The organism is Opitutaceae bacterium TAV5 (assembly GCA_000242935.3).
In the GTDB taxonomy this organism is placed as follows: Bacteria; Verrucomicrobiota; Verrucomicrobiia; order Opitutales; family Opitutaceae; genus Geminisphaera.
On record CP007053.1, the window covers coordinates 3,779,116 to 3,796,933 of the forward strand.

A 17,818-nucleotide genomic window follows, 5' to 3' on the forward strand; every position below is an offset into this window, starting at 1 on the left:
TGGATGGCGTGATAGGCGCGAGGCGTGTGATTTTCCGGATGCTATCCTCGCAGATTTCCCGGAGGGCGGGCCTTCATTTCCGGGTTTTGTTTTAGCAGAATCAGGCCAGCGGATGCCTTCTCTTTTTCATTCTCATGGGGTCTGATACCCCGAAGCTTGCATCGGCTTGGTGGAGCGGCGGGGACGCCGCCGCTCCAATGCCCCGGAAGCTTGCTCCGGGGATTTTCACTCCGCCGGCTCGAGTTGCATCCAGCGGCCGTAGATCACCCACAGCAGGCACCAGGTGCCGAGGACGGCCGGATTGTGGGCCTGAAAATCCACCCAGGAGTGCACCATCGTCAGCCCGAGGCCGGCGACGCCGATCAGCATCGGGATACGCCAGAGAACTCCCCGGCGAATGAAAGACACGATCCAGTAGCCGAGCATCGAGGCAGGAAACAGCAGGCCGATGACGCCCAGTTCGGCAAAACCCTGGACGTAGTCGTTGTGGGCGTACTCCCAGCGGAGAACGTGTTTTCCCCGTTTGTAGATTTCGGGATAGTCCCTCTGGTAAGCCGGGAAAACATGGCGGAAACTGCCGGCTCCCCAGCCGTAGACGGGGTTGTCCCCGGCCATCCGGAACGTGGCTTTTCGGGCGAGGGTGCGCCACTCGACGGATTGCACCTGGTCTTCCTTGAAGAGCCGTTCGATGCGGCGGAGCGAGTTTTCCACGTTGAGGAACTGGCCGGCCACGATCATCAGGATGACAAAGCAGCCGGGCACGAGCAGGCCCACGATGCGGTTTTGCGCCTCCGACTTGCCGGTCAGCAGCCAGACGAGGTAGCCGATGGCGATCATGAGGATGAAACCGGCCAGGAGGATGGCGGCGGTGCGCGAGTTGGAGAGGAAAACGAGCAGCGTGCCGATGATCGCGCAGAACGCGAAGATCGGGGCCGGGCTCGATCGCTGCATGCGCCGGGAGGCCCGGAGAAAGTGCCAGGCCATCAGCACGCAGGAAGCGGCGACGATCAGGTTGAAGTAGGCTCCGGCGTGGTTCTTGTAAAGAAGGGTGGAGACGAAGGACAGGCCGGGCTTGCTGATGCACCAGAGCACCTTTTTGGCTTCCGTGACCCGCTGGAGGATGCCGATCACGGCCAGCACCGTGCCGTTGGTGACGACGATCGTCAGCAAGGTGACGACGGTCGAACGCCGGGTGAAACCCACCCAGATCGCGCATGCCAGCAGCCAGATGCCGCTGTAGACGAGTAGCACGCGCCATGCGTTCATCCCGGCGAAGGGCGCCTCGACACCGGCCGGCAGCCACTTGACCGGCGTGCCGGTGGTCAGCCACCAGCCACGGACGTCGCTGTTGTAGTAGTACGCCGGATTAAATCCGCCGATGGCGATATAGACCAGAAACCCGAGCCCGAGCCAGAAAACCGGAAAACGCACGAGGCGAGGCCACATGACGAGATTGATGCTCGCGCCGGTGGGGGAGATGGAAGCCTCGTATTTGCGCTTCATGACGGAGAGGGCGAAGCCCGCGACGGCCAGGCCGAACGCAATGCTCTGCCCCCATACATACATCGTACCGAGAGCCCAGGGCAGGAAACAGAGGTAAGCGGCAACCACGATCAGGAGCGTGGTTTCCAAGGGATGGGACGGACGGGCGGACTTGGCCTCGCCCCGGAAAGTTCGCAAGGCGCCGGACTCATGATGGCTGGCTGCGGAAGAGTGAGAGTGGACCACGCCGGCGAGGGAATGCATTTTCCCCGTCGCGGGAAAGTGGAAAGTGCGCGCCGGGAGACGTCCGGACCGGGCAGGATAAAACCGACATCTACCTGCGTTAATGCCGGCAGCAAATGCTTGCGCGTGCCGGAGGCTGGCGCATTTATTGCTTTTTTTTAACCTGTTTATGTCCGCTCCTGCCGCCACCTCCTCCTATACAAAAGACAACCCGTTCCCGGCTCGCATCACCGGGAACCGCCTGCTCAGCAAACCCGGTTCGGGCAAGGAAACCCGCCATTTTGTGGTCAGCCTCACCGGCAGCGGGCTCGTCTACAAGGCCGGCGACTCCCTTGGCATATTCCCCTCCAACCGCCCCGAAGACGTGGCTGGCATTCTCAAGGCGCTCGGCGCCACCGGCGATGAACCCGTGTCGCCTGCCATGCTGAAGCTCCCGGCGCCTCTCCCGCTGCGTGAAGTGCTCGCGTCCCGTCTCGCCCTTGGCAGCCCCACTGCAAAGATTATCCAGACGCTCGCGGCCAGGGCCACCGAACCGGCGGAGAAGGCGAAACTCGAAGGATTGCTCGGTCCCGAATCGAAAGAAGTGCTCACCGCCTTCCTCGCCGAACGCGAATACCTCGACCTGCTGGAGGAATTCCCGAGCGCCCGCCTGACGCCGCAGGAGCTCGTCGACCACCTGCGCAAGCTGATGCCGCGTCTTTATTCGATCGCGTCGTCCCCGAAACCGTTTCCCGACGAGATCCACCTCACCGTGGCGATCGTGCGTTACCAGACCAACGGACGCCAGCGCGCCGGCGTGTGTTCGACGTTCATGGCCGACCGCGTGACAGTCGGCGAGACGCCGGTGCCGGTGTTCGTGTCGAATTCCCATTTCGGCCCGCCCGAGGACACCTCGAAGGATGCGATCATGGTCGGCCCCGGCACCGGCATCGCGCCGTTCCGGGCGTTTGTGCAGGATCGCGTGGCCGTCGGCGCCACCGGCCGCAACTGGGTATTTTTCGGCGACCAGCACTCCGCCACCGATTTCCTTTACGAAGAGGAATGGAAGGATTACCTCGCCAAGGGCCAGATCGCGAAGCTCGACCTCGCCTGGTCGCGCGACCAGCTCCTCAAGGTTTACGTGCAGGACAAGATGCGCGCCGCCGCTCCCGAGCTCTGGGACTGGATCCGCAATGGCGGCCACTTCTACGTATGCGGCGACGCCAAGCGCATGGCGAAGGACGTCGACACGGCCCTCCACGACATCATTGCCGAGCAGGCTGGCATGACCATCGAACAGGCAGGCGAGTACGTGAAGCAGATGAAGAAGGACAAACGCTACCAGCGCGACGTGTACTGAGCCGCGGCCGCGCCCCGCATCTCAAAAAGTGGACGGCCCCGGAGTGGCGCGGGCGTCTCGCCCGCTTCCGGGTGCCTCTCCGCTCCGGCGTGGCACGGGCATCTTGCCCGTGAGCGTTGCCTTCTCCGCGGCGTCCGGAAACAAACCGGCGGCGCTTCGCGCCGTCCACGGCCAGGATGGCCGTGCCACCCCGGAAGCGGGCGAGACGCCCGCGCCACTTCCAACTATGAGGCTTCGCGGTAACATCAGTTATTCGTTCAATGTGCAGCGTTTTCCCGATCCCAACCTCATGCCGGGTAGTAGCGCCGGCGGGCCTTGACCTGCACGAGGCGTTTTTCGGGAAGGATGTAGGCCGTGAGCAGGCCACCCATCGCGCAGCCGGTGTCGAGGCCGATGGACCATTTCAGTTTGTAGACATCGGGACGCGGCGTGTGGCCGTAAATCACGAACGGCGGGCCGTTCCAGAGATCGGCCCAGAGCGGAGCCTCGGGCGCCTCGGAACGTTTTCGGGGACGACCGGCCGCGTCGATGACCTGGATCCGGGTGACAACCGATGCCGGCTGTTTTTGCCAGGGTTCATTGGGCAGGAATCCGCCATGGACGCACACCGTGTTGAGCTCCGGGATGTAATACGTGAGCTGCATGGTTTGCAGGTAAGCCCAGTCTTCGGGACGCAGCAGCTCGATGGTGGGCAGATCGACCTCCTTGAGGCCGGAGCGGTCGCCCGTGCGCTTCCAGAGCAGCAGCCGGCCCTCGTGATTGCCGAGGAGCGAGAGGGCGCGGCACTTGCGGGCAAGGTCGATGACCCGGGAGCTGTCGGGTCCGCGATTGACGAGGTCGCCGAGGAGCACGACCTGGTCGGCAGGCGTGAGGGAGAGACGGTCGAGCAATTCGGCGAATTCCTGATAACAACCGTGGATGTCGCCGATGGCGATGATGCGACCGTTCATGAGCGGAAATTTGCTAGCGTCCGGCGCGGGGGGAAGTAAACACGAAACCCCTATGGCCATGGAACTGAACCTGCAACCTCTCGCCCCGGTCTGTTTTGTCAGTGGACGCGCATTTGCCGAAGGCGAGCGGGTGGCGAGTTTTCTGGTGCGGCCGGAAACGCCGCCCGAACCGGGAGCGCCGGAGGTGGTGCGTTATGATGTGCTGGAATCCGAACTCGGCGGTTTTACCGCGCCGGGCCCCGTGGCGTGCCGGTGGGTGCAGTTGTTCAAGCCGCGCAAACAGAACGAGAACCCCGAGCGCGAACTCAAGCTGACGGCGGAAAGCCTTTTTCTGACCCTCGCCGATCCCGCGACCTTGGGCGAGGCCGATGAAGAAACCGTGCGCATGGTACAGGTCCTTGCGCTCATGCTGGAACGCAAACGCGTGCTGCGCCCGAAGGGCTCCGCGGCAGGGGGCGCGCGCTCGATCTACGAGCACGCGAAGTCGAAGCAGCTTTATGAAATCCCGGCAGTCACGGATCTGAATCCGGAGTTTTTCCTGTCGATCCAGGAACAGCTCGCCGCGCTGGTCGGCGGCGGGCGTGGCGGGAGTGGCGCGGGCGAGACGCCCGCGCCACTTTCCCTGCCTGCGTAACATCGGTGAATAAAATGCCGTTCCTCTCTTCCATCGTTTCAGTGTTCAGTGTTCGATGTGCGGTGTTCAATGTTGCCTCCGTCCGCGCAGGCTTGCGCTTCGCCATTTCCATTCCTCTCCCATGACAAAATCCGCCAAACGTCCCTCCGCCAGACCGGCCCGCGCCGTCAAATCCGTTGCCTCCGTGCCGTCATCCGCCGTCGCGCCGGAGCCCGAACCGCTGCCCGGCGTTGCGCTGCTGGCGGTCGATCTGCAACCGGTCTTCCTCAAAACCATCGCCGGCGGCGAGGCGATGTTGCGCCGCTGCCGGCTGGCGCTCGCCGCCGCCCGCGGCCTGGGCATCCCGGTCTTCTTTACCGAACAACTCCCGGAAAAACTCGGCCCCACCGACGCCGCCACGCGCGCTCTCGCGCCCGATGCGCCCGCGCCCGGCAAGTCCGCCTTCTCGGCGCTGGCGGAAGAGACCGCGCTGCTCGAAACATTCCGCGATCGCAGCATCGAGCACGTCATCCTCTGCGGCCTCGAAACCTCCATCTGCGTTTACCAGACGGCCATCGACGCCATCGGCGCGGACTTGCAGGTGACCATCCTGACCGACGCCGTCGGCGCGCGTCGTCCCGACGACGCCAGGGCCTGCCTGCGGGCGCTCGATCGCGCGGGCGCTCACCTCTTGCCGGTCGAGACGGTTTTTTATTCGATCCTCCGGGAAGCCTCGCATCCCTTTTTCAAATTCTGGACCCAACTCGTCAAAACTCATGGCTGAACCCTCCTCTCCCTCCGCGCCGCTGCTCACGGTCCGCCAGCTCAAGTCGCCCGATCTGACGCCCGGCGCGCCGTTTGCCGCGCTGGTTGTCCTCAAGAAGCTGCAAACCAAAACCGCCTCCAACGGAAACCCGTTTCTGAGCATCGAGCTCGGCGATCGCGGCGGCTCGTTCACCTGCACGATTTTTAACGACGGCCCGCTCTTCGAGCCGCTCAAAACGGCGGGCGAAGGCGCGGTGCTGCGGATCGAGGGGCGTTCGGATCATTTTCAGGGCCGTTTCTCGCCCCGCCTCGGCCGTGCGCAGGTCCTGTCGGAGGAAGATCTCGCCGCCGATCCGGCGCTGATCGAAAACCTCGTCGAGACGTGTCCGGAAAACGGAGACGAACTCTGGACCGAATTTTCCGGGTTTATCGACGGCATCGCGCACGACGAATTGCGGATGACAGTGCGCGGCGTGTTCGAGGAGATCGGCGAAAACTTCCGCTACGCGCCGGCGGCGGTGGCGATGCACCACGCCTACCGTCACGGCCTGCTGGAGCATACGATCCACATGGCGCGGGCGTGCCGGGCGCTGCTGCCCCTGTATCCGGAAGTGGACGCGAGCCTGGCGATGGCCGGTATCCTGCTTCATGATACGGGCAAGACGATCGAGTACCAGGGCACGCTGGCGACGAAGCGCAGCCGTCGCGGCATCCTCCAGGGCCACGTGGTCCTCGGTTACGCGCTCGCGCGCAAGCACGGCATCAAGGCGCGGCTCGACGCCGACCGGCTGGAGCGGCTGGAGCACATCATCCTCAGCCATCAGGGCGAGCCGGAGTGGGGCGCGGCGGTTTACGCGGCGACGCCGGAGGCGGTGTTTGTCTCCATGATCGACAACCTCGACGCCAAGATGGGCATGGTGCAGCGCGCCCTGCGCCAGGCCGACGAAGCCAGCGAGTTTTCCGAACGCCTGCCCGGCCTGAACACGGCTTTGCTGACACGGCCGGTGGAGTAGCGTCGCCGACGACCCCGGAGAAGGCGCTCCGTCAGGCCACCGCAACCCGCCCCTACGGCCGCGTCGTCACGTCCACGCGGTCGCCGTCCTTCAGGTTGTCGAGACCCGAGACGACGATCTCGTCGCCTTCCTTGAGCCCTTCGACAATCTGCACCTGGTTGAGACCGCGGAAACCGGTTTTTACCGGCACGAGCCGGACCGTGCCGGATTCGACCCGGAACACGGCGCCGTTGAACACCGCCTGGCGCGGCACGACGAGCGAGTCGGGGCGACGCGAGCGCACGATGCTGGCCTCGCCGGTGAGGCCCGGCAGGAGGCGCGCCGGATCGATCTTCACTTCGAGAAAGGCGCGGTATTGCTGGTTTTCGGTGTCGGCATCGGGGAGCACCTGGACGAGTTTCGCGGGATAAAGGGTGTCGCCGTAGGTGAGAAGCCGGACCCAGGCTTCCAGTCCGGGTTTGATGCCGGAAAAATCTTCCTCGTTGATCCGCGCCTCGACGACGATCTCGTCGCTGAAAAGCCGGACGACGGGGCTGCGGTTGGAAACGAGTTCGCCGGGGTAGACATAGATGTCGGTGACGGTGCCGGTGGTGGTGGCGAGGAGCTTCGTCTTGTCGAGATCCTGCTGCTTGAGCTTGAGCTGGGTGCCGAGTTCGCGGAGCTGCTGTTCGCGGTCGATCTGGTCCTTTTTTTGCGACTCGACGAAGAGGTCGAGGTCGCGGCGGCGACGTTTGATTTCGAGTTCGGGGAGGGTGCCTTCGCGGTACTGGCGTTCCCAGGTTTCGAGGTCTTCCTTGCGGCGTTCGAGCGCGACCTGCTGGTCGAGGTTGAGTTCGAACCGGGCTTTCAGGGTGTCGATCTGGTTGGTGAGGCGTTCGACCTCGATCTGGAGCGTGGTGGGGTCGATCTCGATGAGGAGTTCGCCTTCCTTGATGATCTTGCCGAACTTGAGATTGGAGCGAAGGACCAGGCCGGCGACCTCGCTGTTGATGGTGACGTTGAACGCGGGCCGGACGTTGACGATGGCGGGCACGGCATCGACGGCGGTGTCGCGCTTGACGGCGGTGACGGTGACGCGGGTGCGCCCGCCGAGCCAGAACCAGAGGGCGCCGCCGGCAAGGGCGAGCACGAGGAGGATGAGGAGGAAGCGTTTCATCGGGTGACGGGGGCGGCGAGCTGGCCGGCGCGGTTGCCGGCGGTGGCGGCGGTGAGGGTGTCGCGCAGGCCGGGCGCGGTGAGGTCGAGGTAGTCGGTGACTCCCATGATGAGCGCGGCGCGGGCCTGGAGAATATTGAGCTCGCTTTCGTAGACCGCGAGCTGGCGGTCGCGGAAGGCGGTGGCGGCAAGGCGGCCTTCGGCGTGGTCGCGCTGGTCGCGGGTCCAGGCATCGCCGGCGAGCTGGTAGCGGCGCTGCTGGAGCGCGAGACGGCGCGCCTGGAAGGAAAGATCGTCGAGGACGGCGTCGGACTGGGCGCGCAACTCGGCCTCCCAGGCATTGAACTGGGTCTCCATGCGACGGCGGCGCAGGTTGGATTCGCGCTTGCGCTGGCTCGTCTCGAAGCCGTCAAAAATGTTCCAGTTGACGTCCACGCCGATGAACCAGGTGGTGGTGTCCACGTTGTCCCGGGTGGAGGTGTTGGTCTGGCCGTAGCCGACGCTGGTGGCGAAATTGAGGAGCGGGCGCTGGGCGGCGTTGATGCGGACGAGTTCCGCCTTTTCGCGTTCGATGAGGTTGCGGCGTTTGCGGGCCTCGCCGGTTTCCTCGATCCAGGTGTCGCCGGTCTCGTCGTGGCGGGAGGAAATCCAGCGGAGGATGTCGTCCGTCGGCAAGGGGGGGAGCGGGGTGGAGAGGGCGAGCGGGGATTGCCAGCCGATGTTGCGCTTGAAGCTGGCGAGGATGCGTTCCTGGCCGGCTTCGAGTTGCTCGATGTTCATGATGGCCTCGTTGAGGTTGAGCGTGTTTTGCTCGGCCTCGACGGTGCTGAGGTTGCCGGCTTCCAGCGAAGTGCGGAGGGTGGCGGCGCGTTCTTCGAAAATCTGGCGGCGGAGGCGGGCGTTGCGGAGGGCGGCCTGGTTGACGAGGAGCGAGAGGTAATCGGCCCGGATGCTGCGGTGGATGCGCCGGAGCGTGAGGGTGCGCTCGAGCTCCTCGTTCTTGTAATCGAGCCGGGCCTGGCGGATGCGGGCTTCGATGGCGCCCCAGTGATAGATGGGGCGGCGCAGGGCCAGGTTGAAATTGAGGCCGAGATTGTCCACATCGTCGCCTTCGCTGCGGTATTCCTTGCGATAGCCAAGATTGGCGGTGAGGCCGAGGCGCGGGTAATAGGCGGCCTTGGCCTGCTGGAGACGGGCGACGGATTCCTCCTGTTCGATGCCCTTGACGATGAGCTGGGGGGCCTGCGCGCGGGCCTGGTCGAGAATGCGGGCGAGTTCGGGCATCCAGGCTTCCGGGTAATCGACGACCGGGTCCGCCGCGGGAGCGGCGGCAGCGGTAGCCGGGGGGGAGGGGGGGGGGACCGGCGCAGTCGCCCCGGCGATGGGAGCGATCCCGCCGGGAGCAAGGAGCACGAGAGAAAAAGCCAGCGGGCTGACAGGAACGGAAAATTTCATGGGAAGACGCAATCGGGAAAGGTAACAGGGCAGTTAATCGCTGCCGGGTTGCCAAGTAGAAAGGCTGAAGTGGCCGTTTCCTTTTCTCCGAAGGGAGACGATCGCAGACCGGCGCGCGGGAAAACCGTTCCCGGGAAGCGGGGAAAAACAGCCTCGACAGCGGCGGCGCGATTTTGCTTCATGGGCATCCTGTTGCCGATGACGACCACCCGAATTATTGCCGATATCATTATTATTGCCCGCCAGCCCGGGCAGGATGATGCGGCGTAAACGCACCCGATTTTTACCTGATATCTACGCCGATTTTCCTGCTCCCCGGGCCTGCCGCCCGGGGTTTTTTGTTTTTCCCGCAACCGCAACCTGCACGTTTTCCACCGATTTTTTATGACGACCACCACCACGCCCAGGACCGCGTCCGGAACCACGACCCCGGCCCGCTCCGTTCCCGCTCCCGTCAGGATCTACGACACCACCCTGCGCGACGGCACGCAGGGCGAAGGCATCAGCTTTTCGGTGACGGACAAGCTCCTCATCGCGGAAAAACTCGACCAGTTTGGCGTCGACTACATCGAGGGCGGTTTCCCCGGCTCCAATCCGCGCGACATCACGTTTTTTGCCGAGGCCGCCAAACTCCGGCTCAGGCATGCCCGCCTCGCGGCTTTCGGCTCCACGCGCCGCGCCGGCGTCCGGGCGAGCGAGGACGCGCAACTCCGCACGCTCCTCGACAGCGGCGTACCGGTGATGACGATCGTTGGAAAAACCTGGACGCTCCACGTCACCGAAATCCTCCGCACCACGCTCGACGAGAACGTGGCCATGATCGGCGACTCCGTGGCCTGGCTCACGGCCCAGGGCCGCGAGGTGGTTTACGATGCCGAGCACTTTTTTGATGGCTACAAGGCCGACCCCGACTACGCGCTGCGCACGCTCGACGCCGCGATGCGGGGGGGCGCGAGCTGCCTCACGCTTTGCGACACCAACGGCGGCACGCTGGTCGATGATTTCAAGACCATCGTGACGCGCGTCGTGCAGGAATTCGGCGGCGACAAGGTGGGCGTGCACTGCCATAACGACGCCGGGCTCGGCGTGGCGCTCTCGCTGGCGGGCGTCGGAGCCGGCGCCGGGCTCGTGCAGGGCACGATCAATGGCTACGGCGAACGCACGGGCAACGCCAACCTCGTGACGATCCTGCCGAGCCTCTTCCTCAAGATGGGCCGCACGGCGAATTGCGCGAGCAACCTGAAAAAGCTCCGCGAGCTCTCGCTGTATTTCGACGAGCTGGCCAACCTGAAACCCGATACCAAGACGCCCTATGTGGGCCTGTCGGCGTTTGCGCACAAGGGCGGCCTGCATGCCAACGCCGCGCAAAAGGTAAAATCGTCCTACGAGCACATCGATCCCGCGCTGGTGGGCAACCGCACCCGGGTGCTGGTTTCCGACATGGCGGGGCGGTCCAGCATCGCGATGAAGGCGAAGGAGCTCGGCTTCGATCTGGACGAGAAGGCCCCTGAAATGAAATCGCTGATCGGGCAACTGAAGGAGCTGGAGTTTCGCGGCTACGAATTCGAGGCGGCCGACGCTTCGCTGAAGCTCCTGCTCGCGCGCGCGCTGGGAAAGGCGCGTTCGTTTTTCGAGATCGGGGGCTATCGCGTGATTGTGGAGCGCGAGCGCGAGCGGATCGTGGCGGAGGCGACGGTGAAGCTGACGATCGACGGCAAGGCGTATCATACCGTGGCCGAGTGCAACGGCCCGGTGGGCGCGCTCGACAAGGCGCTGCGCCTGGCGCTGGAAAGTGTGTATCCGAAGATCAAGGACGTGGTGCTGCGTGATTTCAAGGTGCGCATTCTCGAAGGCCGCAACGGCGCCAACAGCCGCACGCGGGTCATTGTGGAGTCGGCCGACGGCAGCGATATCTGGGGCACGGTCGGTGTGAGCGAGAATGTGATCGACGCCTCCTGGGAGGCGCTGATCGATGCCGTGAACTACAAGCTGCTGACGTCGGGATGAGCCGGCGGCAAGGGCCGGGCTCCCGTCCGGGATGACGGCGCTCCATGCCGCCGAAACATCGCAGGCGGGGGGACTTTATGCGACAAGGGCAAACCTGCCCTTGAGAAGGCCCAAGTTTGCGGCCAATGTTTTTCACCATGCTCACGCGTACGCCATCGAAATCGCCTTTGCTCCCTGCCCGGCGCACGCTTTCGCGAGCCCAGGCGCGACGGATGATTGCCGTGCGCCTGGCCCGCAAGGCGTGGGTGGATTTCCGGACGCAATGCTTCTGGTCGTATGGCGAGACCACCATTACCACGGACAACGTGGGCTGGGCGGTCGAGCAACTCCGCCGCAACGGCAACCGCAACGCTTGGCAAGCCGCCGCGCGCATCGAACGTTTTTTATGCCACTAACCGCCCCCCAGCAGACTATTGCCCGTCTGATATCCGGGAACCGGTCGCCGGCCAGTCACCTCGCGGGCGGTGCGGGCATCCACATCGGGCCGGATTCCCCGCGTTACACCAACGACCTCGACTACTTTCACGACGAAGAGACTCTGGTCGCGCAAAGCTTTCAGGCCGATCGGGCCGTGCTTCTCGCCGCAGGCTACCGGATCAACCTGCTTCTCAGCCAGCCGGGGTTTGTCCGGGCCTTGGTTGGCAAGGACGGAGCGGCTACGAAAGTGGAATGGGCTCACGATTCCGCATGGCGCTTTCTCCCGCCCGTCGAAAACGCTGACGTTGGCTGGCAGTTGCACCCCGTGGACCTTTCGATCAACAAGATTCTCGCGCTGGCCGGCCGTGATGAACCGCGGGATTTTCTCGATACGATTTACGTCCACCGGCAGCATCTCTCGCTCGGAGCCCTGTGTTGGGCGGCCGTGGGCAAGGACCCCGGCTACAACCCTGCCATGCTGGTTGAAATGCTGGCGCGCAAGGGGCGCTACCAGCCGGAAGATTTTTCGAACCTGCGGCTGGAAACCTCGCCCGATCTTCCCGCCCTGAAGCAGATCTGGCTGCGCGCCATTGACGATGCTCGCGCATTGGTCCGGCGGCTGCCACCCGAAGACGCCGGTTGCCTTTACCTCGATCCCGTCTCCGGCAAGTTTGTGACGCCGGCGGAAAATCTTTCGGCGCTCGTCAGGCATCGTGGAAAACCGGGGGGTATCCTTCCTCATGTCGGCGTGGATGAAATGCTGTCCGCAAATCCCGCCGCCCGCCGCGCCTTGACCCGGCATTACGGCGGCAATCGGGAAGACGGATAGTTTCGCGGTTTCCCGGATCATGCCTGCTGTCCGGATGCGGGAGCAGGTGCCTGCGCCGCTCCTTCAGAATCGCAGGCTGCTGCTGACCTGGAACACCGCCGACACGATCGCGTAGGCGAGAAACGCCACGAACGAAAACGCCACCACCAGCACGCCGCCGGAGATCGTGCGCATGAAGGTTTGCAGCCACTTTTCCATCTCGGCCCGGCAGGTGCGGGCGATGTCACGCAGACCGGGCGCGAGGTTGCCGGTCTGCTCCGCCACCGAAAGGCGGTCGAGAATCAGCGCCGGGAAAACCTCCGTGCGCCCGAGCGCGGTGGAAAGGCTTTCGCCTTCGAGCACCCGGTCGGTCGCGTCGTGCAGGCGTTCGCGTATCGCCAGATTGGTGACCGTGCGCTCGGTGAGCCGGAGTGCGTCGGCCGTGGTGATGCCGTTCTCCAGCAGCACGGCGAGCGTCTGGGCGAAGTTGAGCACGGTGTTGCGCGCGGCGTAACCCTTGATGACGGGCGCGCGGAGGAGCAGGGCGTCGCTCTCGCGCCGGCCGGCTTCGGTGCGCCGCCAGCGCCAGGCGAAAAAAGCCGCGGTGGCGAGGCCGGCGAGGATGAAGATGCCGTAATGGATGAGAAACTGCGACCCGCTGACGAGGAGTTGCGTGGCGAGCGGGAGTTTCCCGCCGAGCGAACCGAGCAGCGTCTGCAGGCGCGGCAGCAGGAAAAACAGGAAAAACAGGATGACGCCCGTCGCCAGCAGGCAGATGAAAACCGGATACGCCATGGCGGTGGCGATCTTGGCGCGCAGTTCCTTCTGCTCCTGCAGATGGCTGATGAGGCGCTCGAGCACTTCGCGGAGGTTGCCGGTGGCTTCGCCGGCGGCGATCAGGTTGATGGACTGCGGGTCGAAGACCTGCGGGTGCGCGGCGAGCGCGGCGGAGAGGCTCTGGCCTTCGCCGAGGCGCGACCAGAGGTCGGCGAAGAGCGCGCGCAGCTTCGGGTGTTGCAGGCGGAGCGCGAGCAGGCGCACGGCCTCGCCGGCAGACATGCCGCTGCGGATCAGGTCGGCGAGCGATTCGAAGGCGGGGATGCGTTCGCGGCGGGTGAGCGAGGCGAGGGCGGCGGGTTTGGAGTTGCGGGTTTGGGGTCGGGAATTGGCAGCGGACGCCGCTTTGGAGGAAGGCGAGGCGGCGGCCGGCGTGCGCCGGGCCGGGGCGGCGGATTTGCGGGCATGGCCGTTGCCGTCTTCGTTGACCTGCACCGGCTGGAGTCCGCGGGCCTGGAGCCGGCGCAGCACATCGCGGCGCGAGGGCGCTTCGAGCGTGCCTTGCGTGGCGGCGCCGGAGGCGTCGCGGGCGGTGTAGGTGAAGGTCGGCATGGGCGGGTGGGTGTTGGTGCGACTTGAGTCGATTCAAGTCGGGTCAAATCGACTTAAGTCGTGCCGGGTTGTCCGCTATTCGTTCGTGCTCAGGTTGCGGACGAGTTCGTCGAGGGTGGTGAGGCCGGCGCGGACCTTGTCCCAGCCGGATTGGGCGAGCGTGCGCATGCCGGCGGCGCGGGCGCGGTCGGTGAGGGCGCGGTTGGATTCGCGTTTCACGATGAGTTCGTGGTGCGGCTTGGGATGGAAGATTTCAAAAACGCCGATGCGGCCGCGGTAGCCGGTGCCGCGGCATTTCTGGCAGCCGACAGGCTGCATGAGCTCGGTGACGCCGTCGGCGTCGGAGGGTTCGAGTCCGATGGCGGCGAGGTCGGCGCGGATGGTCAGGGGATCGACGGCGGCAGGCCTGGCGCAGTCGTGGCAGAGGCGGCGGACGAGGCGTTGCGCGATGACGAGCTCGATGGAGGAGGCGACGAGGAAGGGCTCCACGCCCATGTCGATGAGGCGGGTGATGGCGCCGGGAGCATCGTTGGTGTGGAGGGTCGAGAAAACGAGGTGGCCGGTGAGCGAGGCGCGGATGGCGATCTCGGCCGTCTCGAGGTCGCGGATTTCGCCGACCATGATGACGTCGGGGTCCTGGCGCAGGGTGTGGCGCAGGGCGCTGGCGAAGGTGAGGCCGATCTCGGCGCGGGTCTGGATCTGGTTGGCGCCGGGGACTTCGTACTCGATGGGATCCTCGATGGTGATGATGCGCAGGTCGGGGGAGTTGATCTTGCGCAGGAAGGCGTTGAGCGAGGTGGATTTGCCGGAGCCGGTGGGACCGGTGACGAGGATGATGCCGTGGGGAGACTGGAGGACGTGGTCGATCTGCCGCTGCTCGTCGGGGAGCATGCCGAGCTTTTCCATCGTGTAGGCCATCTTGCGCTGGTTGAGGAGACGCAGGGAAATGGATTCCGCGTAGATGGTGGGCATCGTGGAAACGCGGATGTCGAGGTTGGTGTTGCCCGCCCGGAAGTTGATGCGGCCGTCCTGGGGGAGGCGTTTTTCGGAGATGTTGAGCCGCGCCATGATCTTGACGCGCGAGATGATGGCGTCCTGGTAGCGGCGGAGGTTGTCGGGCACGGGCACGGGCACGAGGAGGCCGTCGACGCGGTAGCGGATGCGGAGCTGTTCTTCCTGCGGTTCGAAATGGATGTCGGTGGCGGCGTCGGTGACGGCCTGGCTGATGACGTCGGTGACAAAGCGGACGACAGCGGCGTCGGCATCGGCTTCGAGGTCGGTTTCGGCGGCGGCGGCGAGCGGGAGGTCGTCGTCGGAATCCTCGAGGCTGCCGGAGCCGACGCCGTAGTTTTCGACGATGAGCTGGCGGACGCGCTCGGCGAGCGAGAGGTGCCAGACGACGGGTCGCGGGGTGAAGGTGGCGATCCAGTCGATGATCTGGAGATCGGGGGGCCAGGGTGTGGCCAGATGGAGAGAGGCCACGGGAGCGTCGGGAGGCAGGGCGGGGTCGGCTCCGTTGGCTTCACCGGAGAGGGCGATTTCCTTTTCGGCCTGCGGGTCGAGGATGGGGATGAGCTGGTAGTCGTGGGCGAGGCGGGAGGGGAGGGTGCGCAGTTCGGCGGTGGCGACGGTGGGCAGGGCGATGGCGGGCAGACCGGTGGCGCGGGCAAGCTCCGTGAGCAGGGCCTCGGGCGCGAGACCGAGGGCGGCGGCAAGATGATCGGGCTTCTGGTCGCGGGGAGCCTCGGCGATGGCGGCGCGGGTCTCGTCGAGGAGCCGTTCGTCAAGCCCGGACGGGAGGCCCGTGAGGGTGGCGGCGGCGGGTGTCATGGACGAGAGGCGTCGTTGGCGTTGGTGGAGTCGGTGGACCGCGTGGAGGCGGCGGGGGCCGCCGGCATCACGGGTGTCGTTGGCGGTGTCGGGACCGGGTTGGTGGAAGAGGGAGGATGGCTGGCGCGGGTGACGGTGGTAGCGCCACGGTAAATGGGCGCGGCGGCAGGCCGATTGTCGATGACCTTGTGGATTTCGTCGGCGTGGGGACTGCGGTCGACTTGTGCAAGGGCTTCGACGTTGTCGATCGGAGTATTGGTCAGGACTGTGGGGCGGATGAAGAAAATGATTTCGGTGCGCTGGTCAGTCGAGGTGCGTGTGCCGAACAGGTCGCCGATGAAGGGGATCGGTCCAAGGCGACTGGTAGTCTTGCCCTTTTTGGTGCGCTGCATTCCGCCAAGGACGATGATCTCGCCACTGTGGGCACTGAGGAAGGATTTGGCGTTACGTTCGGTGGTGATCGGCTGCTCGTTGCCATCGACCAGGACTGTTCCCGAGACATCCTGCACAGTCTGCTCGATTGTCATCTGGACTGACCCATTGGGGCCGATCAGGGGTGTTACGATCAGCGTTATGCCGATCTCTTGCTGAGTGATGGTGGAACTGGTATTGAGGGAATCGGTTGAGGTGGTCGTGCCGGAAATGATGGGACGGCGTTCTCCGATAAAGACAGTAGCCTCCTGATTATGGGAGGTGACAATGGTGGGGACTGACAGAATCGTGGTATTATTCTTTCGAGGAGTGGTACCGAAATTGAGGATACCGGCGAGGGCGTCGTTTTTGGAGGTTTGGAAGAAATCGCCGCTCACGCCAGCAATCGAACCACCGGAAAATTGCGAGGAAATACCGGTGAGCACACCGTTTTCGATGCGAAGACCGAGACTGTCGATACCGCTGGTCGAATCATTGTCGAGAGTGACTTCGGCGATGACGACCTCGATGCGAACTTGGGAAAGAAGGACGTCGATCTTGTCGATGAGTTCACGGGCCAGACGGATGTCATCGCCTGTGCCGGAAATGATAATAGAGTTGCTGCGTTCGTCGGCGACAACGGAAACGGTTTCGCTGAATTGCTCGCTGACATTGCCGAGCGAGGAAACAGCGGGCGTGGCAGTGGGCACATTAGCGGCGGTGCCGGTCCGGGTGGTCGCTTGGCCGGTGGCAGGGTTAGCTGTGTTGGCACCGGTGCGGGAGCCGGATGTGGTACGCCCTGTCTGGGTTTGTTGCTGGCCGGCAGTTCGGCTGGCGTTGGCTTGGCCTGTAATGAGTGAACTGAGAATGGTTTGTACCTCTGTGGCATCGGCATGTTTGAGCCCAATCACCTCGCTGCGGGTATTGGGATCGGCGCGCACGTCGAGACGCTCGATGAGGTCGTCGAAGAAGCTCTGCTCGCGGGGATCGCTGATGAGGATGACCTGGTTGCTGCGGTCATCGGCATTGTAGCTGGTGGCGGAGCCGATCGTCTTGAGGAGTTCCGGAGTGAGGAAGGCCTTGATCTTGGTGACCAGGTCGCTGGCCTTGGCAAATTCGATCGTGTAGGTCTTGGTGACGAGGCCGGAGGTGACGGGTTTGTCGAGTTTCCTGATGAGCGTCTCGATGCGCTGGAGCGTGCTGATCGAATCGGTGATGAGGAAGGCGTTGCTCTTTTCGAAAACGACCGGCGCGGTGCTGAGGCTGGGGCTGAGCAGGGTGGCGATTTGCGGGACGAATTCGCCGGCGCGGAGGAACTCGAGCTGGAACACCTTGCTGCCGATCCTGCTGCTGGCGGGCTGGTCGAGCGCGCTGCCGTCGATGTATTCGGGGGCTTCGGCGCGGGCAATCTGGTTGGGGACAACTTTGAGGAATTTGTCGCCGAGCGGGATAATGGCCACGCCGTTGAGGTTGAGCAACGTCTCGAGCGCGAGGACCGCTTCGGCGCGGGTCACGGGTTTCGGGAGCGTGAGCGAGTAGCCGGTGGGGGCCGGCAGGTTCTGGGTGCGCAGGACGGTGCGGCCCGTCCAGCGTTCGATCAGGTCGAGGACCTGCAGGAGGGAATCGTCACGGAGAACGATCGGGCCGACGGTGTCGTTGTCATTGCCGGCCGCCGGGGCCGCTTCGACCGCCGGGCGCCGGATGTTCCCGGAAGGTGGCGTCGGCGGCACCTCCTGGGCGATCGCCGGGAGAAACAGGCCGGCGAGAGCGATGACGATCAGAGGTTTGGAACAAAGTGGAAACAGAGGGGACAGGCGCATTGAAGGCAGATAGACGCTGCCAACGTGCGGTTGGCTACAACGAGTGTCGAACGAAAATCCGGCGTCTTGCGTGAATGTAACGCAAAACGCCGCCTGTCCGCCTTCATCGTCCGGGCTCTCT

At 64.6% G+C, this 17,818-nt stretch carries 15 protein-coding genes; 8 read left to right on the plus strand and 7 right to left on the minus strand.

What is annotated here, in order from left to right:
* Positions 1 to 225 precede the first annotated feature (225 nt).
* A complete protein-coding gene (locus tag OPIT5_16140; GenBank protein AHF91526.1) occupies positions 226 to 1,914 on the minus strand; it encodes a polymerase in 1,689 nt (562 codons plus the stop codon).
* Between OPIT5_16140 and OPIT5_16145 the strand changes: the two genes are divergently transcribed.
* A complete protein-coding gene (locus tag OPIT5_16145) occupies positions 1,895 to 3,064 on the plus strand; it encodes an FAD-binding protein (GenBank protein AHF91527.1) in 1,170 nt (389 codons plus the stop codon). The genes OPIT5_16140 and OPIT5_16145 overlap by 20 nt on opposite strands.
* Positions 3,065 to 3,351: 287 nt before the next feature.
* Here OPIT5_16145 and OPIT5_16150 read toward each other — a convergent pair whose 3' ends face one another.
* Positions 3,352 to 4,014 (minus strand): metallophosphoesterase, encoded by a 663-nt coding sequence (locus tag OPIT5_16150; protein ID AHF91528.1) that lies wholly within the window; start codon positions 4,012 to 4,014, stop codon positions 3,352 to 3,354.
* Positions 4,015 to 4,066: 52 nt separating this feature from the next.
* Between OPIT5_16150 and OPIT5_16155 the strand changes: the two genes are divergently transcribed.
* The 3 genes from OPIT5_16155 to OPIT5_16165 all read left to right on the plus strand — a co-directional run bounded on the left by OPIT5_16155 (position 4,067) and on the right by OPIT5_16165 (position 6,405).
* The gene (locus OPIT5_16155; protein AHF91529.1) at positions 4,067 to 4,648 is read left to right on the plus strand and encodes a hypothetical protein; all 582 of its coding nucleotides are present in this window, start codon (positions 4,067 to 4,069) and stop codon (positions 4,646 to 4,648) included.
* A 121-nt stretch (positions 4,649 to 4,769) separates the two neighbouring features.
* Positions 4,770 to 5,411 carry an isochorismatase hydrolase gene (locus OPIT5_16160; protein ID AHF91530.1) on the plus strand — a complete coding sequence of 214 codons (642 nt, stop codon included), beginning with the start codon at positions 4,770 to 4,772 and terminating at the stop codon, positions 5,409 to 5,411.
* On the plus strand, positions 5,404 to 6,405 hold the full coding sequence (locus OPIT5_16165) for a phosphohydrolase (GenBank protein ID AHF91531.1): 1,002 nt from the start codon (positions 5,404 to 5,406) through the stop codon (positions 6,403 to 6,405). Before OPIT5_16160 ends, OPIT5_16165 begins: the two co-directional genes overlap by 8 nt.
* A 52-nt stretch (positions 6,406 to 6,457) precedes the next feature.
* Here OPIT5_16165 and OPIT5_16170 read toward each other — a convergent pair whose 3' ends face one another.
* Positions 6,458 to 7,561, minus strand: coding sequence for an RND transporter (locus OPIT5_16170; protein ID AHF91532.1), 1,104 nt, complete (start codon positions 7,559 to 7,561; stop codon positions 6,458 to 6,460).
* Positions 7,558 to 9,015: a transporter gene (locus OPIT5_16175; protein AHF91533.1), complete on the minus strand. Its 1,458-nt coding sequence runs from the start codon at positions 9,013 to 9,015 to the stop codon at positions 7,558 to 7,560. The genes OPIT5_16170 and OPIT5_16175 overlap by 4 nt, the downstream gene beginning before the upstream one ends.
* 180 nt (positions 9,016 to 9,195) lie before the next feature.
* Between OPIT5_16175 and OPIT5_16180 the strand changes: the two genes are divergently transcribed.
* The 4 genes from OPIT5_16180 (at position 9,196) to OPIT5_16195 (ending at position 12,268) form a co-directional block, all read left to right on the plus strand.
* A complete protein-coding gene (locus OPIT5_16180) occupies positions 9,196 to 9,285 on the plus strand; it encodes a hypothetical protein (GenBank protein ID AHF94442.1) in 90 nt (29 codons plus the stop codon).
* Between the two features lie 114 nt (positions 9,286 to 9,399).
* A complete protein-coding gene (locus tag OPIT5_16185; GenBank protein AHF91534.1) occupies positions 9,400 to 11,022 on the plus strand; it encodes an alpha-isopropylmalate/homocitrate synthase family transferase in 1,623 nt (540 codons plus the stop codon).
* Between the two features lie 125 nt (positions 11,023 to 11,147).
* Positions 11,148 to 11,417 carry a hypothetical protein gene (locus OPIT5_16190; GenBank protein AHF91535.1) on the plus strand — a complete coding sequence of 90 codons (270 nt, stop codon included), beginning with the start codon at positions 11,148 to 11,150 and terminating at the stop codon, positions 11,415 to 11,417.
* Complete coding sequence (locus tag OPIT5_16195) at positions 11,408 to 12,268, plus strand: hypothetical protein (protein AHF91536.1); 861 nt, start codon at positions 11,408 to 11,410, stop codon at positions 12,266 to 12,268. The genes OPIT5_16190 and OPIT5_16195 overlap by 10 nt, the downstream gene beginning before the upstream one ends.
* A gap of 63 nt (positions 12,269 to 12,331) precedes the next feature.
* Here the strand turns inward: OPIT5_16195 and OPIT5_16200 are convergent, their stop codons facing one another.
* The 3 genes from OPIT5_16200 to OPIT5_16210 form a co-directional block, all read right to left on the minus strand.
* Complete coding sequence (locus OPIT5_16200) at positions 12,332 to 13,636, minus strand: secretion system protein (GenBank protein ID AHF91537.1); 1,305 nt, start codon at positions 13,634 to 13,636, stop codon at positions 12,332 to 12,334.
* A 75-nt stretch (positions 13,637 to 13,711) separates the two neighbouring features.
* The gene (locus tag OPIT5_16205; GenBank protein ID AHF91538.1) at positions 13,712 to 15,466 is read right to left on the minus strand and encodes a secretion system protein E; all 1,755 of its coding nucleotides are present in this window, start codon (positions 15,464 to 15,466) and stop codon (positions 13,712 to 13,714) included.
* On the minus strand, positions 15,463 to 17,697 hold the full coding sequence (locus OPIT5_16210; GenBank protein ID AHF91539.1) for a type II and III secretion system protein: 2,235 nt from the start codon (positions 17,695 to 17,697) through the stop codon (positions 15,463 to 15,465). Before OPIT5_16210 ends, OPIT5_16205 begins: the two co-directional genes overlap by 4 nt.
* Positions 17,698 to 17,818 lie beyond the last annotated feature (121 nt).

Excerpts from the sequence above, each read along its gene's own strand:
- OPIT5_16165 (AHF91531.1), top strand. The coding sequence starts at position 5,404 with ATGGCTGAACCCTCCTCTCCCTCCGCGCCGCTGCTCACGGTCCGCCAG.
- OPIT5_16210 (AHF91539.1), bottom strand. The coding sequence starts at position 17,697 with ATGCGCCTGTCCCCTCTGTTTCCACTTTGTTCCAAACCTCTGATCGTC.
- OPIT5_16205 (AHF91538.1), bottom strand. The coding sequence starts at position 15,466 with ATGACACCCGCCGCCGCCACCCTCACGGGCCTCCCGTCCGGGCTTGAC.
- OPIT5_16145 (AHF91527.1), top strand. The coding sequence starts at position 1,895 with ATGTCCGCTCCTGCCGCCACCTCCTCCTATACAAAAGACAACCCGTTC.
- OPIT5_16155 (AHF91529.1), top strand. The coding sequence starts at position 4,067 with ATGGCCATGGAACTGAACCTGCAACCTCTCGCCCCGGTCTGTTTTGTC.
- OPIT5_16170 (AHF91532.1), bottom strand. The coding sequence starts at position 7,561 with ATGAAACGCTTCCTCCTCATCCTCCTCGTGCTCGCCCTTGCCGGCGGC.
- OPIT5_16185 (AHF91534.1), top strand. The coding sequence starts at position 9,400 with ATGACGACCACCACCACGCCCAGGACCGCGTCCGGAACCACGACCCCG.
- OPIT5_16200 (AHF91537.1), bottom strand. The coding sequence starts at position 13,636 with ATGCCGACCTTCACCTACACCGCCCGCGACGCCTCCGGCGCCGCCACG.
- OPIT5_16180 (AHF94442.1), top strand. The coding sequence starts at position 9,196 with ATGGGCATCCTGTTGCCGATGACGACCACCCGAATTATTGCCGATATC.
- OPIT5_16175 (AHF91533.1), bottom strand. The coding sequence starts at position 9,015 with ATGAAATTTTCCGTTCCTGTCAGCCCGCTGGCTTTTTCTCTCGTGCTC.
- OPIT5_16190 (AHF91535.1), top strand. The coding sequence starts at position 11,148 with ATGTTTTTCACCATGCTCACGCGTACGCCATCGAAATCGCCTTTGCTC.
- OPIT5_16150 (AHF91528.1), bottom strand. The coding sequence starts at position 4,014 with ATGAACGGTCGCATCATCGCCATCGGCGACATCCACGGTTGTTATCAG.
- OPIT5_16195 (AHF91536.1), top strand. The coding sequence starts at position 11,408 with ATGCCACTAACCGCCCCCCAGCAGACTATTGCCCGTCTGATATCCGGG.
- OPIT5_16160 (AHF91530.1), top strand. The coding sequence starts at position 4,770 with ATGACAAAATCCGCCAAACGTCCCTCCGCCAGACCGGCCCGCGCCGTC.